Origin of the sequence: Halobacterium sp. CBA1126 (assembly GCF_009741975.1) — an archaeon.
GTDB lineage: Archaea > Halobacteriota > Halobacteria > Halobacteriales > Halobacteriaceae > Halobacterium.
Genome location: NZ_WPCF01000006.1, coordinates 15,461 through 30,246 on the forward strand (window position 1 = coordinate 15,461; position 14,786 = coordinate 30,246).

The following is a 14,786-nucleotide window of genomic DNA, read 5'->3' on the forward strand; positions in this document are numbered from 1 at the left end:
TCTATATTTAAATATCATATTCGTGGCGTTCCAATAGCCGTAGGATAGCCTTATCGGTATGTCCGAACTGAGTCAGTAGTTGGGGATGATTTCGACGTAAAGTTTCGGAGAACCCTCCTCAATCGTGGTTGTCATCCCCTGAAGCACGTCATACTCCGCGCCCTCGACTTCGATTTAAACGACTGTGGGTGACTTGTGTCGGTCAGTATAGCTGTCGATACTCACGGGTCGCCGCTCGGTCGATGAATCGACCCGGGAATGGACGATCTGTTCCCCGTCGTCGAGGTTCTCCTGTAACAGATAGTAGCGATACCGATTCACCTCGAACGAGTGGATATTCTCCGGTTGAACGCCGACCAGCGCCGAATATTTGCTGAAAAATCCGAACCGGGACACAATATCATAAACCACATCGCTCTCATCCAAACTGGTTTCCAGTTCCGAGACGAGGTTCGGTTCGTACTCGTCGCCACGCTGCATCCGGGTGTAGAACGGGAATTTGACAGGGCCCGTCAGGTCGACCGCGCCGTTCGGGACCGGAATAGAGACCGAGTCGTACTCCGCGACCTGAAACCGAAACCAATAGAAGGCATCTTCGAGGCGCGTGTCCCGAAAGGGAGCCGTGACGAAAGACGGGGCTCGTATCGCTATTCGATCCAAGGCATCATTCATCACGCTAAACGACTCTATCACATAAAATATAATTTCCGCTCAGGCACATCTGAGACTGCGATGGCCCACTGCCGAGATTCGGGTGTTCCGTCTACGAACCCGAGTCCAATTCTCCGGTCAGTATGACGACGCTGTCCGATTGGGTCTCACGAGCGCGGTTCGTGATTTCGTAGCCGAGGTCAGTCAACACGGCCCGCACATCCTCCTCGGGAACACCGTGGCTCGGATGGCACTCGACGGCGATGACGGGCGGCCGAATCGTTATCGCGCGGAGGATTTCCAACTCCGCCCCCTCACAGTCGAGTTCGAGGAGGTCACACTCCGGCAGGTCACTCGGCGACACGACGGACGCGGAACTCTCGCCCCACACCTCTCCGGTCTCACCGACTTTCGCGTGCCGAACCGTAATCGACTCCGCCACGTCGTTGAGGGCCGCTGCTTCCCTGACTCGCTTTACTTGCTCGTTGCTCGGTTCATACACCGTCGCCGTGGCGCCTCGCTCCGCGGCCGTGACCGCCGAAACGCCCCAGCCACCGCCGACGATAACGACGGAGTCGCCCGGAGAGACGTGTGTTCGCAGCGTTTCGAGGAGTTCTTCCTCGTAGTCCGGCCACTCCGTCGTCCGGTCGAACAGGTAGGCACGACGAGTCTTGACACCATTACAGTTGCTCTCCTTCCGCGGTAACAGCGTCCTAAACCGGTCGTATACCGGACGGAGGATGTCTTCAAACATCGCTAATTTGGAAAATATAGTCGGGGTATCCTCTTTAATGTTTAGATGGTGTTCGAAGAGGCGTCGGTGGGCGAAAACCCAGGTTTCATCATCGAGTGACACATAGATGACTAATACACAATCAAAGTTTTACTATACCGACGTGAGTACGGAGCCACAACTTCGGCCAGCTCCAGATGGCCGAATATCCACGTAGTTTTCGATACGACCAACAGAAATCACCGCCGTTATCGGTATCCGAGGGCTTCAAGACGATCTTCGACGGCGCCATCTGTGTCCGGTATAAACTCTAAGACTCCTTCATCGGTCATTTCCCGCGGTTCTCCGTCTACCACGGCCCATGGTACGTTGGTCAGTTCGGGTGTTCGTATGCCCAGGATGTGGCCATAACATCGAATCGGAACCGGCCATGCGCGTTCACCGAGCATCTCGCCGTGGTCTGCAGAAACGACAGTTCGATTCGGGAGTTCTTTAATGAGGGACTCGACGTAGTCAAGTACATATGAGAGATTGGCCAAATACGCCTGTTCTACAGACTCTCTTTCGATGCGGCCCGTAGTAATCGCCTCGAACGCGCTCTCAACGACGTCATCAGGGAAATCGGAATCCACGAAGGGAGTGTGTGGCTGAAGGAAATGAATCAGTAGTCGCTTATCCGGATACGAATCTAATGCGTCAATCGCGGCATCGATAACTTTGTCTGCCCACACGCTCCCCAAGTCGGAATCCCAGTCTTCCCGGGAAACGTCAATTATTTTGTGAAGCGAATTGGCGCGATTTTAGCGCTATAAGGGTTCGCAGTGACGTATACTGTATCTCCTAGATCTCGTTTCGCAAACACAGTGCGCAGCCATTCCGGTGTCTGGGATGCACAGCTAACTGACTTTTCATAGGAATCAAACATAGAAAGGTCAGCAGCACTCTCAAACCACTCAGCGCGACAAGCGTCCAGGATTATGAGATTGTCCCATTCCTAATCGAGAATGTCACGACACTCCTCACTCGAGGACAGCCATCGATGGACGGGCTTCGCGACACAGTGCTGTAACCTTCTTTGCCGCCAGTGGGGGTCGTCCCATTTGCTAATCAGTTCGCGAAGTACGAATCCCAACCTCATGTATTGGCAAGAGATGCCCCACAGTAAATCAATATGGATTTCACAATCACGGATATAACTAGGAACTCCGGAATCAACGCCGAAGCGCATGGACATCTCGGTTCGCGTAAAAAGGCCGCACTTATAATCATCGAAGAGGAAGGCGTCGGCATGTCTGGGAAGCTGCTGGTAACGGTGGACTCTCTCCGATACGATAAGTACCACCTGATGCCAGCGACACAGGATTATCTCGATGCTTCTCACGAGACGGCGTTCGCGGTCAGCACCGCGACTCCGGGAAGCTTCCCCGGGATTCTCACGGGACAGTACCCCACTCCGGGCGGTATTGACGAGATGGCCGAATTCGCCGCCGAGTTCGATGGCTACACCGTCGGCATCTCAACGAACCACCTACTCTCGGAGCGGTACGGATATGGCCACTCCTTCGACTACTTCGAAGCCCCGAAGCCGGGCGACATGGGACTCAAACAGCGAGTCGAGAAGGCTGTCACACCGGGGACGCTCCACCATCGACTGCTCTCGACCGGCTGGAACGCGCTCCAGAGCGTTCGAAATCAGTTCAAAGATGTCGGGCGGACATTCCGCCCCGCCGAGGACGTTATTGAAACACTTCTAACACAAATTGAGGGGCGTGACGAGTGGCTGGGCTGGATTCATCTCATGGAACCACACCATCCTTACGAGCCGGATGACGGGGAGATGGGACGGGTCGAAGCCCAGAATGCCAGCCGACGGGTGCTGAATGGAAACGGGTCAAAGGAAGATGAGGAACTCGTACGGCGTGCTTACGAACAGGAGATTCGAGAACTCGATGCCACACTCTCGGACCTGTGGGACGGACTCCCGTCGGACACGGAGGTCATCTTCACCGCCGACCACGGCGAGTTGCTGGGCGAGGACTACAATCCGTCGTGGGGTCATCCAGGGGTGATGGCACCGGAATTACTCAGGGTTCCGTTCGGAACGCGGAACGTGAGCTGGGACAGCGGACCGGTCGTCTCGCACATCGACATCGGATCCATAGTGCTGGGCGAACCGTTCGGGCAAGGCGAGTTCAACCGGACGCACGCCTACGCGACATACGGTGAAGAGAAGGCTGTCATGGACGAGGAGTATCTCTACAACGGAACAGGTTTCCGTACGCTCAACGGCGACCGCATCGACAGTAACAACGTTTCGGCCCGGGGAGAACTCACCAGACGATGGAATCGCTTCGACCCCGATACCGTGTACCGGACTGACGCCCTCGAAGAGGACTTGCAAGACCTCGGATACAAGTGATGATCGAGAAATTTTCGTACGCGTACGACGAGATTCGGGAGAACTATGACGACAGCTTCTGGTGGCGACACCGCCTTGCGAACCACGTCCTGGGACCGATTCACACGAACCTGTATCCGACGAAGCGGGGATCGGTTCGGTTAATGGAGGAGGACTGGGACAACCTAATCGTCCTCGACGGGTGCCGCGCTGAGCTATTCGAGGAGGTCGCGGACTTGAGCCGGTTCGACGAATACAATCGAGTCACGAGTCTGGGTAGCAAGACTCCGGAGTGGGCGCGCGAGAACTTCGCCGGCCATGAACTCGGCGACACGGTATATCTCTCGTCGAACGGGTGGGTTTCACAGGTGGTAGACAATACGTTCCACGAGATGGTGGAAGTCTGGGATGAAGTCGACAACGTCGTGACCCCCGAAGAGATGACGACGCGGGCCCTCGATGCGGCGCAGCGACATCCGAACAAACGACTGCTCGTTCACTACCTGCAACCGCACCGACCGTTCCTCGGAGCGGACAGCCCCTTCGATGCGGCGACCAAGCAGAACCCATGGAAGGCGCTTGCCCGAGGTGAAGCCACACGCGAGGAAATATGGTCACTATACGCTGACAATCTGCGAATTGTGCTTGAGGAACTAGAGACTCTCCTCAAACACATCCCCGGTCGTACGGTTGTCACCAGCGACCATGGGAATGCCCTCGGCGAGCGGGCACCAGTCGTCCCGATGCGCGTGTATGGGCACCCCGGAGGGGTCCGTATGCCATCGCTGGTGGATGTCCCGTGGGCTGTAATCGAAGACGACGAACGGAAATTGATTGTCGACGAGGGTGTCACAACGACAGACCGTCCGGAGGGTTCCTCAGTAGACGAAAATCTCGAAGCGTTGGGATATCGAACATGAACTGGTAATCGCCTACATTACCTAACGATGGCAGAGAAATTATTCGAGAACTTTGGGCTTGAGGTCACTAAGGCTGCCGTCGCCAAGTTTATCCAGGCGATACTTGGGTTCGTCGGAATCATCGTCTTCGCGCGGGTACTCGGTCCGACTGACTTTGGAGGGGTTTACCTCCTCATCTCGGTCGTCGGGGTGTTGAAACAGGTCACCGGATATGAGGGGGCGGCGAAGCGCCGGTTCGCGGAAGCAGACATCGACAACCGGGAAATTGTGGGGGCTGTCGGACTGTTCAATATCGCCGTTATCGCGATGACTGCAGTTGCAGCGCTCACGTTCAAACACCACCTCGTCACCTATACCGGCCTCGAAAACGCAGAGTGGCTCCTGATTGGACTGATGTCTGCGCTCGTGCTGTTTTCTCCGTACCAGACATTACTGACGGCTCGCGGGCTTCTTAGCCGACAAATATGGATCGATACGATTCGATCAGTTCTCACGCTCGGCTTACAGCTCTCCCTGATTCTACTTGGGTTTGGAGCGTCAGGCGTTATCTACGGCACTGTCGGAGCGACACTATTGTGCTTGCCGCTGACGCAGCACGCGCTCCGCGTTAAGCCGTCGGTTCCATCCAGAGAAACAATTCGGTCACTCTGGGAATACACAAAGTACATGACTCCTACGTCGTTCATCGGGAAGGTCTACAGCGAGTATGACATGATCCTAATCGGATTCCTCGTCACGCAGAACGCAGTCGGGTACTATCAGGCGGCACTGAAGCTAACGATTCCGGCGATATTCCTCTCACAAGTCGCAAGCTCCGGCCTCATGAGCGAGATTAGCAATCTACACAGCCGTTCCGAGTCCTTCAGCAAGGAACTAACGAACACGCTCTCGTTCGCGAGCTTACTGTCTATTCCGCTCTTTTTCGGCGCGCTGGCGATTCCTGAATGGCTTGTCGTTACCGTATACGAACCCGCGTTCCGGTCGGCGGCGACCCTACTTGTGGGGCTGGCCTTGTACCAAGTCGTCCGGTCCCAGAGTTCGCTCTACCGGCAGACACTATTCGGTATGGATCGTCCGGACAAAGTGTTTCGAATCGATGCAGTGACGCTGAGCCTGAACCTGCTTCTCGGGTTCCTCTTGGTAGTGGAAATCGGAACGCTCGGAGCGGTTATTGCGACGATCGCCGCCGAATCCCTCCGTTACGCTATGAGTGCGTCCGTCGTTCGGAACTCAGTCAAGGGCGTGGAGCTTTATCCAAGGCCGATTCTACATCAGGTCGTCGCTGGACTGACGATGTTCGGTGTCGTGACGGGTGCGGAACACGTCGTCGCCTCACGAAGCGTCGCTGCACTCCTCGTAGTTGTGGGTGTGGGCGCCGGCACTTACTTTATGTCTTTGATATTTATAAGCCCTCAGTTCAGGTATACGGTTCGCTCAATATTACAACCAATTGTAGAGAACGCTGATAGTTAACCGCAGACAGCGGTCAGTTCCCACAACGGACGGCGTGACGAATCGCTGTCTCGAACTCGCTGTACTGATATCGACTGGCCACGTTTTGAATCTTATCTGTGTCGTATTCCGTACTATCGAATGACCGAATAGTCTCACGAATCGATTCCACGGTTGGCTCAAACAGCGCACCGGTCACACCGTCTTCAACTTGGTAGGCTGTAAACCCTTCATCTACCCCAAGCAACGGTTTCCCGGCCATCATCGCCTCCGCGCCAACCATCCCGAAGTCCTCCTGCTTCGGCGCGTAGACGACCGCCGTCGCGCTCGCTACGAGGGACTCGATGTCTTCGACGTATCCTCGAATATCGATGTTGTCGTGACCTCGTGCCATCTTTTCTAGCTTCTCGCGTTGCTCTCCGTCGCCGGCCACAATAAGCCGTTTGTCTAACTCGGTGAACGCTTCGACGATCAAGTCGATACGCTTCTCGGGTGCGAGCCGCGACCACGTGATGAAGTACCCTTCGTCGCCTTCGTTCCGCCAATCGCCCGTAATCGGAGGATACACGACCTCCGCATCCTCGTTGTAGAATCGACGAATCCGGTCCCGAATAAGCTCGCTGTTGGCGACGAACGTGTCGACGTAGTCGTTGGCCTCCTTGTCGAGAGCACGCCACCACTTCGCGTACGCCTTCAACACGAATCGAATCCCGGGATAATCGAACGACTCCATCCGGTCCCGAAAGAGGTCGTACAGCCAGCGGGGCGGGCTGTGCGGATAGTGCACGACGCGCTGGTCCGTCGTTGGAACGTAGTTCTTGCTGAGCGGCGCACTCGAAAGAATCACGTCGTAATTGACGAGGTCGGGGTGTGCGTCCGTCATGTCCATCGCGACGCTCAACGTTTCGAGCGGATTCGAGCCCTCGTTTTTCCATCCAAGAATTCGCCGGGAGAGGAATCCAGTGTACTTGTCCTGGCGTATCGGGATAACTTCGATATCATCTGGGATGTCCGTTTTCGGATAGACGTACATCGTGTATATCGGCGCGTCCAGTACGCGTGCCGCCTCGATAGCGAACTTCTCTCCACCACCGATTCCGGGGAATCGGTCGTGGAGAATCGCGACAGAGACGTCCGACTCCTCGAAGTCGTCAGCCATCATCGTCCCGTCCTCCGCCCTGTGTGATTATCGTTTTTCATTCGAACGCCTCACGTAGTTCCGCGTCAACCTCCCACGTCCCGTCACCCTTGCCGCGGAGCAACTCCACGCTCGCCCGCAGCAGCGACACCTGCGTGTCGAAAATCGAGTACAGCGCTTGCACCGAACCGAGCACATCTTTCTGTCCGAGGTACGCGAACGCCGCAACCGCGGCGGGCAACACCAGCCCACCTGCTCCGAACAGTAAGAGTGCTGCACCAGTCCCGACCACGAGCGTCGCGGCCAGCAGCCACGGGGAGAGAATCATAAACCACCAGTTGAACGGCAACACGACCTTCCCGTATTTCCCGTACTTCCCGAGCGCGTCGCGGTGCTGAACTAACAGCCGAATCAGTCCCATTCCGCGGCGGTCCTTCTGTTTGCGGCGCTTCACAAAGTTCGAAAAACTAGCTTCCATGTACTGCACGGCAGGGTCGAAAATCACGCGCCCGCCCTGTCGGCGAATCTTCAACGCGAGCTCCGTGTCGTCGGCCAGCGAGTTCGGGTCGATTGGCAACAGCGCGTCGTTCTCGAACGCGGAGAACGGTCCGTGGAAGATGAGCGTCGAGTCGAGGTGTGACTCCAACTGCTGGATGTGTGACTGCACGCCACGATAGCCGGACTCCACTTCACTGCCACCCAGCACTTCGACGTTTCTCCCGGTCACGGCCGCGACATCGTCGTCCGCGAGGTTCGCGGCGGCCTCACGGAGGACGTCTGGCGGAAGCTTCGAGTCGCAGTCAGTTTTCACGACCATCTCGTTCGACGCAGCCGCGTAGGCGTCGTTGAGCGCGGGGGCGAGCCCGCGCCGTTCGTCCTCCTCAAGCAACACGAGCTCCGGCGCGTTCACGTCAGCGAAGTACTCGCGGATAATCTCCCGCGTGTCGTCCGTCGAGGAGTCGACGACAACCAGTTCCACCCTTTCCATCGGGTAGTCGAGTTCGAGGATGTCGTCGAGTTTTGTCTCGACGATTTTCTCCTCGTTGTACGTCGGCAGGACGATGCTAACCGAGGGCTCCCAGTCCTGTTTATCCGCCGGCGACCCCGACGGCCGAATCCACGCGTAGAGCCCGAGATAGCCGACGTAGGGCGCGGCCGTCACCGCGAGGAGCGCGAGCGCGGCCGCCGCGAGTGCGTTCATACTGGCGGAGTAGCATACGTCGGGGTAAAACCCCTCCGCCAATACGCGAAAGGAATACGTTTTTGCGCTCCGGCCAACCACTCCCGGTAATGACCGACTACGAGGACGTGTGTGCGCTCGTTCCGACGCGGAACGAGGCGAAGACAATCGCCAACGTGATCGACGGCCTCTCCGACGTCGGCATCGGCCACGTTCTCGTCGTCGACGGCCACTCCGAGGACGACACCCGCAAGATAGCACGCGATCACGACGCGGAAGTTATCGAACAATCCGGCTCCGGCAAAGGACAAGCGGTCCGTGAGGGCGTCGACCACATCGACGAGGCCTACGTCCTCCTGCTCGACGGCGACGCCACGAACCCACCAGAGCAGGCCCCCCGCCTTCTCGACCCGCTCGTCTCCGGCGACGCCGACCACGTCATCGGCGACCGCACCGCGGACATGCAGCCGGGTGCGATGACGAAACTCAACCAGATCGGCAATCGCCTCATCAACCGCGCGTTCGAACGCATCCACGGCGAAGACTACGGCGACATCCTCTCGGGGTACCGCGCGTTCACCCGCGACTCCTTCGAGGGCATGTTCCTCTCGGCGGAAGGCTTCGGTATCGAGACCGAGATGGCCGTCGAGTGCGCGCGCCACAACGTCCCCGTCGACGTCGTCCCCACCACGTACCGCGCACGCCCCGAAGGATCAGAGACGAACCTCCACCCGATTGCGGACGGTGGCAAAATCATCTTCACGCTGTACAGCCTCGCGAAGACCTCGAACCCGCTCTTCTACTTCGGCAGCGTCGGCACCGTCTTCGGCACCGCCGGCGTCGCGCTCGCAGGGTACGTCGGCTACGACTGGTTCGTGAAAGGCATCTCCCACGAGGCGCTCACGATGGTCGCCGGCGTCCTCCTGCTGCTGGGCGTCCAGTTGGTGATGTTCGGCGTGGTGTCGGACATCATGGTCTCGCTGCACCGCGAGCAGCGCCAGCGAATCAACCGGCTCCGCGAAGAGTGACTACAGAACCAACGCTATCGCTCTGCTAACATTCAATTGGTCAGAGTAGACTAAATTAGTGTGGCTGATGTTAAGGTATCATAATCAATCTGCACTACTCTATAGAGTTAGAAAAGCCGCCAAATTTCGAAATGCTGATGCTGCCGTTACGGTATAGCCGAGATAGTGTCTAATCTCGAAGAGTTAACTGCTCGTTTGGGCTATTACGCTCTGGTAACAGCTATAGCGGCTAGTTTCGCCCGTCTTTTTCTAGATATTCCGCTGTACGGTCCGATTAGTCTGTTGGCAATTGGCATCTCTCTGCTCTTGATGAGCTTCGCTACTTTTCACCTAGAGACGCAATCCTGATAAACAGGAGAAGATACAGAGTGACGGCATGCAGCTCTCAATAATTCTTTACCGGCATTCTGGTGGTTAGGTGGTTACAATTTCTTCCGAGTTAGTATGCAATTCCTCTCTACATTTGGTCTATATCAAATTGCCCACGCATCAACCGTCTCCCCGACGAACAGTAGCTCCCTGTCGCCACCACCATACGAGAGATGTAGGTGGTAGCCTGCGTTTTCAGTGACAGCGAACTACAGAGGACGAATCGTCCGCAAGAAGCTGGTACGTCGCTGTTCGTAGCGACCCACACGATACTTGACGTCGACAACGAAGGAGCGAAGCAGAACGATTGCGCAAATCCTGGGCGGCAGGCACTGAATCGGTCGATTAGAATCTACCGTCTGAGAGCGTATCAGCCAGCACAGAATAGGTCGATGACTCACCAATTCGCAAGACAGAATTGGTCTGTAGCTGTCTTGTCGCGAGTCCTGACGACGATCGTCTTAGGAATCTTTACAACGAATCCCGAATATCGAACCGTCCAAGAACACTGAAGAAGCTACGAATCACCGGACAGCGCGCGCCTATCGAAATCACACACTGACGCACGGACAATAACTATTCTCCCATCCGACTACTGAAAACTGCGTGACGGCACGCGTGTGTAGTACGAATCTGTGCTATCTATCGGTGTGACGGGTGAGGACGGGTGCTAACTCCTGCTCACGGGACCAAATGACGACCGACCATCCTGTTTCTACGGCCACTGCCCCAGCGTCTGGCTGTGACGGTGCTACAGACACGCCGTATTGGGATTGTTGCGGACTGAGAACCTTTGTAGTCCCTACAATCACGGCACGTTCCAAGGTCTCAACGATGCCGAAAATCCATTCCGAGACGACCCGCCAGCACGCCCGACTCTCGCGTGGTCGAGTGCGACGCAGAACCCCGGCGCGTCCTTAACCAACAGCAGCGGGGGTAGCGGGCGAGTGTTGGTTAAGCCCGAAGCAACCCACCGCAATCGCCCCGAACCAGAGAAACAGCGCGAGCCTACACCAGCGACCGCACGGCCTCGACCCACGCTTTCGGCGCGCGTCGCCGCGCGCCGTCGAGCGCGTACTCCAACGCATCCGTCGCGTCCTCCATCACGCCCTCGCCGTGGCCGACGAGGATGCGCTCGGGCTGGAACTGTTCGAGGGCTTCGGGCGGCTTTACGCGCAGCATCGGATGCACACCGACGCGCTCGCGGCCGGTCGTGAAGTACTGCGCCGTGCCAAGTGCGTCGCCGACGACGGGCGTCTCGCCGTCGGAGAGCGCGGCCTCGTCCCAGCCCGGCCAGTCGACAGTCCGGACGACCTCGAAGTCGGTGTCAGGCAGCCGGTCGGTCACAGGCTGGGTGCGCGCGTCGATGCCGGGGTCCACGAACGACGGCACGTAAATCGGGACGTCGTGGCGCGCTGCGACCGCGGCGGCGTCCCGCGCGTGGCGATCCATCAACACGACGACGCCCCGCACCTCGCCGAACTCCGCGAACAGGTCGTCGACGCCGTCGGCGTCCACGGGGTCGACCACCCAGACGTCCCCGTCCTCGGTCGCGACGGCGTGACTCGCGCGCTGCATCGCCTCCTCAGGGTGGGCGATCCAGCCCACGCCGTCGTCGAAGCGGTCTATCTCCCGGTAGTCGGCGGCCCGACCGGTGACTTTCATCGGCATACTCGTCCCTACGAGGACTAGCACCAAAAAACGGGGTAGGCCTTTGGCCGTGGCCGGCGAACGTCGCGGTATGCTCTCCGCGCTGGACTCGCTCGCGCTGGAAGTCCGCTCGCTCGACCGCGCGGCCGCGTTCTACGAGCAGTATCTCGATCTCCGCGGCGAGCGCCGCGACCACGAAGCGGTCTACGAGATCGGCGACACGACGCTCGTGCTCCGCGAGCCGTCGACGGTCCCGCGCGGCGGCGTCCACGTCCACTACGCGTTCGCCACGACGCCCAGCGAGTACGGCGCGTGGCGCGACCGCCTCTCGCAGGCGTTCGACCTCGTGGAGTTCGACTTCGGGAGCGCCCGATCCATCTACGTCGACGACCCTGACGGCCACTGCGTCGAAATCGGGACTGGCGGTCCGGACGGCGACGGCGCGCTCACGGGCGTCTTCGAAGTCGTCCTCGAAGTCGAGGACCTGCCGCGCGCGGTGGCGTTCTACCGCGACCTCGGGTTCGCGGTGACGGACCGCGGGGGCGACCGCGAGCGCGTCCGCCTCGGCGGCCCCGTCGACCTCGAACTCTGGGAACCACAGCTGGGCATCGCGGACGCCCGCGGCGCCGTTCACGCCGACCTCGGCTTCGTCGCGGACTCACCGACAGCAGCCGCGGACGCTGTCGCAGACCGCGCGTGTCTCGTCGCAGACGTCGATCGCGGCGTGCGCGTCCGCGACCCCGACGGCCACTACCTGACGTTCACCGAGCGGTAACGGTGCGAATCCGGAAGTCGAGGGTTTGTAGGCGGTCCGCTGCGAGGCGGCGACCATGAACAATCCGGTCGTCCTCGGTGGTGCCGCTGGCGTCCTGCTGGTGCTGGTCGTCCTGGTGCTGTGGCGGCGACGGTCGTCGGAGGCGGCGGCGTCGAAGCGCGCACACAACGAGGCTCAGCAACGGGACGCGCCCGTCGAGATGGGCGAGACCTACGAGGTCGGCATCACGGAGTTCACCGACCACCACTCGGGCGAGCGCGTCGCCGTCGGCAAAGTCGAGGGGTTCGTCCTGTTCACCGAGGACGTCCCCGAACGACTCGAGGAGGGCGACGTCATCCGCGCGACGGTGACGTCGTTCAACCGGAACGGGACGTCCGCGGACGCCATTTTCGAGGGCACAGCCTGAAGTCGAGAACGCTGGTCGTACGAACGACCTTAATACGGGCCTCGCGTAAGGCCGGGCACGGTGAACTCAACGTGACCGTCAGCATCGTCGAACGCCGCGACGGCATCACGTACGAAGGCCTGACCTGGTGACCACGATGAGCGAAGACGAACTCGGGGAGGGATACAGACGTCGTGCGGACCGAGCGGCCGCCCTCGAAGCCGAATTAGCCGCCGTCGCCGCGGAGGCGACCGAGTTACTCGGCGCCGCGCCGACCTGGAGCACCGAGACAGAGTAAGCGACCACGCGGGGTGTTACAGCCGGTCGGCGTCGACGGCGACCCCGGGCGGTGCGACGACGAGGAACTCCCGGAAGTGCATGAGGGTGCCGCCGGCGTCTTTGACGTCGCCGGCGAACCCGGCGGCGAGCTCGTTGAGGTCGCCGTCGACGGCGAGGAAGAGGACGTTGCCGTCGTGGATCTCGGCGAGCCAGTCGTCGTCCGGCGTGGTGCCGTCGAGGACGCCGAGGACGACGCGGCCGTCGAACTCGTCGGGGACGTCGATCTCCTCCTCGGCGTTCCGCAGGTCGAGGTTGAACCCGTCAGACATGGTCGTAGCGTGGGCGCGACGGGGCAAAAACCTTCCCGACAGTAGATTTATGCGCAGAGCAGGCGCAATACCACGGCCTTTAGGCCGTGGATACGCGCCGTCACTGAGTGACCTATTCCACCGACTCCGACAGCCCCGGATATTCCACATGACACACAGATATTAATAGACTATATTCCATAACTGATTATGAACACAGTACGATGCTGGAGACAACCCGTACTTATGTCGCACGCATCACGAACCACAGTCAGGTTCGTGACGATCTCAACCAGTGCGGGTTCTCCGCATCGAAACTGTGGAACGTCGGCCGCTACTACATCCAACAACGGTGGGGTGAAGACGGTGAGATACCCGATGAAGCCGAACTGAAGTCGGAGTTGAAAGACCACGAACGCTACAGTGACCTCCATTCGCAGTCAAGCCAGCGAGTTCTCGAAGAACTTGCTGAGGCGTTCAATAGCTGGTACAACTCCGACGACGGCAACAACCCACCGGGCTACCGGAAACGTGGCGACGACCACCCGCGCTCCACCGTCACGTGGAAACAGAAAGGCATCAAGCACGACGTCAAACACAGTCAACTCCGCCTCTCGAAAGGTTGGAATCTGAAAGACGGACGGTCAGACTTCATCCTCGCAGGGTACGAAACCCGTCCCGACGTAGAAGTCGAGAACATCCAGCAGGTGCGTGCCGTCTGGAACGGAAGCGAGTGGGAACTGCACCTCGTCTGCAAGACGGAAATTCCAGTTGAGGACGCTCCCGGCGACAAGACGGCGGGTATCGATCTTGGTATCAGCAACTATCTCGCCATCGACTACGAGGGCGGCCCTTCAGAGTTGTATCCGGGGAACACGCTGAAAGAGGACAAGCACTACTTCACCCGTGAGGAATACCAGACCGAAGGCGAGAACGGGCCATCGAAACGTGCGTTGAAGGCTCGCCGGAAACTCTCCCGACGCAAAGACCACTTCCTTCACACCCTCAGCAAGCACATCGTTGAGCGGTGTGTCGAGGAAGGCGTGGCGAAGATCTCGGTTGGCGACCTCAGCGACATCCGCGAGGATGAGAACGGCGACTCGCGGAACTGGGGTGCGTCGGGGAACAAGAAACTCCATGGATGGGAGTTCGACCGATTCGTTCGTCTGCTTGAATACAAGGCCGAGGAACACGGTATCCTCGTTGACCGAGTAGACGAGGAGAACACCTCGAAGACGTGTTCGTGTTGCGGGCAAATTCGAGATGCGAACCGCGTGGAGCGTGGTCTATACGTCTGTTCGTCGTGTGAGACGACGATGAACGCAGACGTGAACGGTGCGGTGAACATCCGCAGAAAGATAACTCAGAGTCCCCCAACGGGGGATATGAGTAACGGCTGGTTGGCACAGCCCGGAGTCTTCCTGTTCGACCGCGAGAGCGGGTCGTTCAACACGAGAGAGCAGGGAGACTGCAAACCGTAATATCCCAACGCTCGGGATTCCTCCGCCTTGGGGCAGAGG

Annotated in this window: 15 protein-coding genes; 8 read left to right on the top strand and 7 right to left on the bottom strand. The window is 58.8% G+C overall.

Annotation, left to right across the window (positions count from 1 at the left end; genetic code table 11):
* Positions 1–174: 174 nt before the first annotated feature.
* The 3 genes from GJ634_RS01535 to GJ634_RS01545 all read right to left on the bottom strand — a co-directional run bounded on the left by GJ634_RS01535 (position 175) and on the right by GJ634_RS01545 (position 2,160).
* Entirely contained in the window at positions 175–672 is a 498-nt protein-coding gene (locus tag GJ634_RS01535; protein ID WP_157500176.1) for a hypothetical protein, read from the bottom strand.
* A 91-nt stretch (positions 673–763) separates the two neighbouring features.
* Complete coding sequence (locus GJ634_RS01540; protein ID WP_157500177.1) at positions 764–1,405, bottom strand: FkbM family methyltransferase; 642 nt, start codon at positions 1,403–1,405, stop codon at positions 764–766.
* 227 nt (positions 1,406–1,632) lie between these two features.
* Complete coding sequence (locus tag GJ634_RS01545) at positions 1,633–2,160, bottom strand: sulfatase-like hydrolase/transferase (protein ID WP_331713942.1); 528 nt, start codon at positions 2,158–2,160, stop codon at positions 1,633–1,635.
* 395 nt (positions 2,161–2,555) lie between these two features.
* Between GJ634_RS01545 and GJ634_RS01550 the strand changes: the two genes are divergently transcribed.
* The 3 genes from GJ634_RS01550 to GJ634_RS01560 all read left to right on the top strand — a co-directional run bounded on the left by GJ634_RS01550 (position 2,556) and on the right by GJ634_RS01560 (position 6,175).
* On the top strand, positions 2,556–3,803 hold the full coding sequence (locus GJ634_RS01550; protein WP_231736899.1) for a sulfatase-like hydrolase/transferase: 1,248 nt from the start codon (positions 2,556–2,558) through the stop codon (positions 3,801–3,803).
* 143 nt (positions 3,804–3,946) lie between these two features.
* Positions 3,947–4,702, top strand: a complete 756-nt coding sequence (locus GJ634_RS01555) for a hypothetical protein (RefSeq protein WP_157500179.1) — start codon at positions 3,947–3,949, stop codon at positions 4,700–4,702.
* A gap of 27 nt (positions 4,703–4,729) precedes the next feature.
* Entirely contained in the window at positions 4,730–6,175 is a 1,446-nt protein-coding gene (locus GJ634_RS01560; RefSeq protein WP_157500180.1) for a lipopolysaccharide biosynthesis protein, read from the top strand.
* Between the two features lie 13 nt (positions 6,176–6,188).
* On the opposite strand, the gene GJ634_RS01565 is transcribed toward GJ634_RS01560, so the two are convergent.
* Both GJ634_RS01565 and GJ634_RS01570 read right to left on the bottom strand, forming a co-directional pair.
* The gene (locus GJ634_RS01565) at positions 6,189–7,313 is read right to left on the bottom strand and encodes a glycosyltransferase (RefSeq protein ID WP_197425358.1); all 1,125 of its coding nucleotides are present in this window, start codon (positions 7,311–7,313) and stop codon (positions 6,189–6,191) included.
* A 37-nt stretch (positions 7,314–7,350) separates the two neighbouring features.
* Positions 7,351–8,493, bottom strand: a complete 1,143-nt coding sequence (locus GJ634_RS01570) for a glycosyltransferase (RefSeq protein ID WP_157500207.1) — start codon at positions 8,491–8,493, stop codon at positions 7,351–7,353.
* Between the two features lie 89 nt (positions 8,494–8,582).
* On the opposite strand from GJ634_RS01570, the gene aglJ reads away from it, so the two are divergent.
* Positions 8,583–9,500, top strand: a complete 918-nt coding sequence (aglJ, locus tag GJ634_RS01575) for an S-layer glycoprotein N-glycosyltransferase AglJ (RefSeq protein WP_157500182.1) — start codon at positions 8,583–8,585, stop codon at positions 9,498–9,500.
* Between the two features lie 1,377 nt (positions 9,501–10,877).
* Here the strand turns inward: aglJ and GJ634_RS01580 are convergent.
* Entirely contained in the window at positions 10,878–11,540 is a 663-nt protein-coding gene (locus tag GJ634_RS01580; protein WP_157500183.1) for a hypothetical protein, read from the bottom strand.
* Positions 11,541–11,610: 70 nt separating this feature from the next.
* Here GJ634_RS01580 and GJ634_RS01585 point away from each other — a divergent pair, with 70 nt between their 5' ends.
* The 3 genes from GJ634_RS01585 (at position 11,611) to GJ634_RS01595 (ending at position 12,977) form a co-directional block, all read left to right on the top strand.
* Positions 11,611–12,294, top strand: coding sequence for a VOC family protein (locus GJ634_RS01585; RefSeq protein WP_157500184.1), 684 nt, complete (start codon positions 11,611–11,613; stop codon positions 12,292–12,294).
* A gap of 55 nt (positions 12,295–12,349) precedes the next feature.
* Positions 12,350–12,700, top strand: coding sequence for a TRAM domain-containing protein (locus tag GJ634_RS01590; RefSeq protein ID WP_157500185.1), 351 nt, complete (start codon positions 12,350–12,352; stop codon positions 12,698–12,700).
* Between the two features lie 136 nt (positions 12,701–12,836).
* A complete protein-coding gene (locus tag GJ634_RS01595) occupies positions 12,837–12,977 on the top strand; it encodes a hypothetical protein (protein WP_157500186.1) in 141 nt (46 codons plus the stop codon).
* A gap of 16 nt (positions 12,978–12,993) precedes the next feature.
* On the opposite strand, the gene GJ634_RS01600 is transcribed toward GJ634_RS01595, so the two are convergent.
* Positions 12,994–13,287 (bottom strand): DUF5779 family protein, encoded by a 294-nt coding sequence (locus GJ634_RS01600; protein WP_157500187.1) that lies wholly within the window; start codon positions 13,285–13,287, stop codon positions 12,994–12,996.
* A 203-nt stretch (positions 13,288–13,490) separates the two neighbouring features.
* On the opposite strand from GJ634_RS01600, the gene GJ634_RS01605 reads away from it, so the two are divergent.
* Positions 13,491–14,747, top strand: a complete 1,257-nt coding sequence (locus GJ634_RS01605) for an RNA-guided endonuclease TnpB family protein (protein ID WP_157500188.1) — start codon at positions 13,491–13,493, stop codon at positions 14,745–14,747.
* The last annotated feature ends 39 nt before the right edge of the window (positions 14,748–14,786 follow it).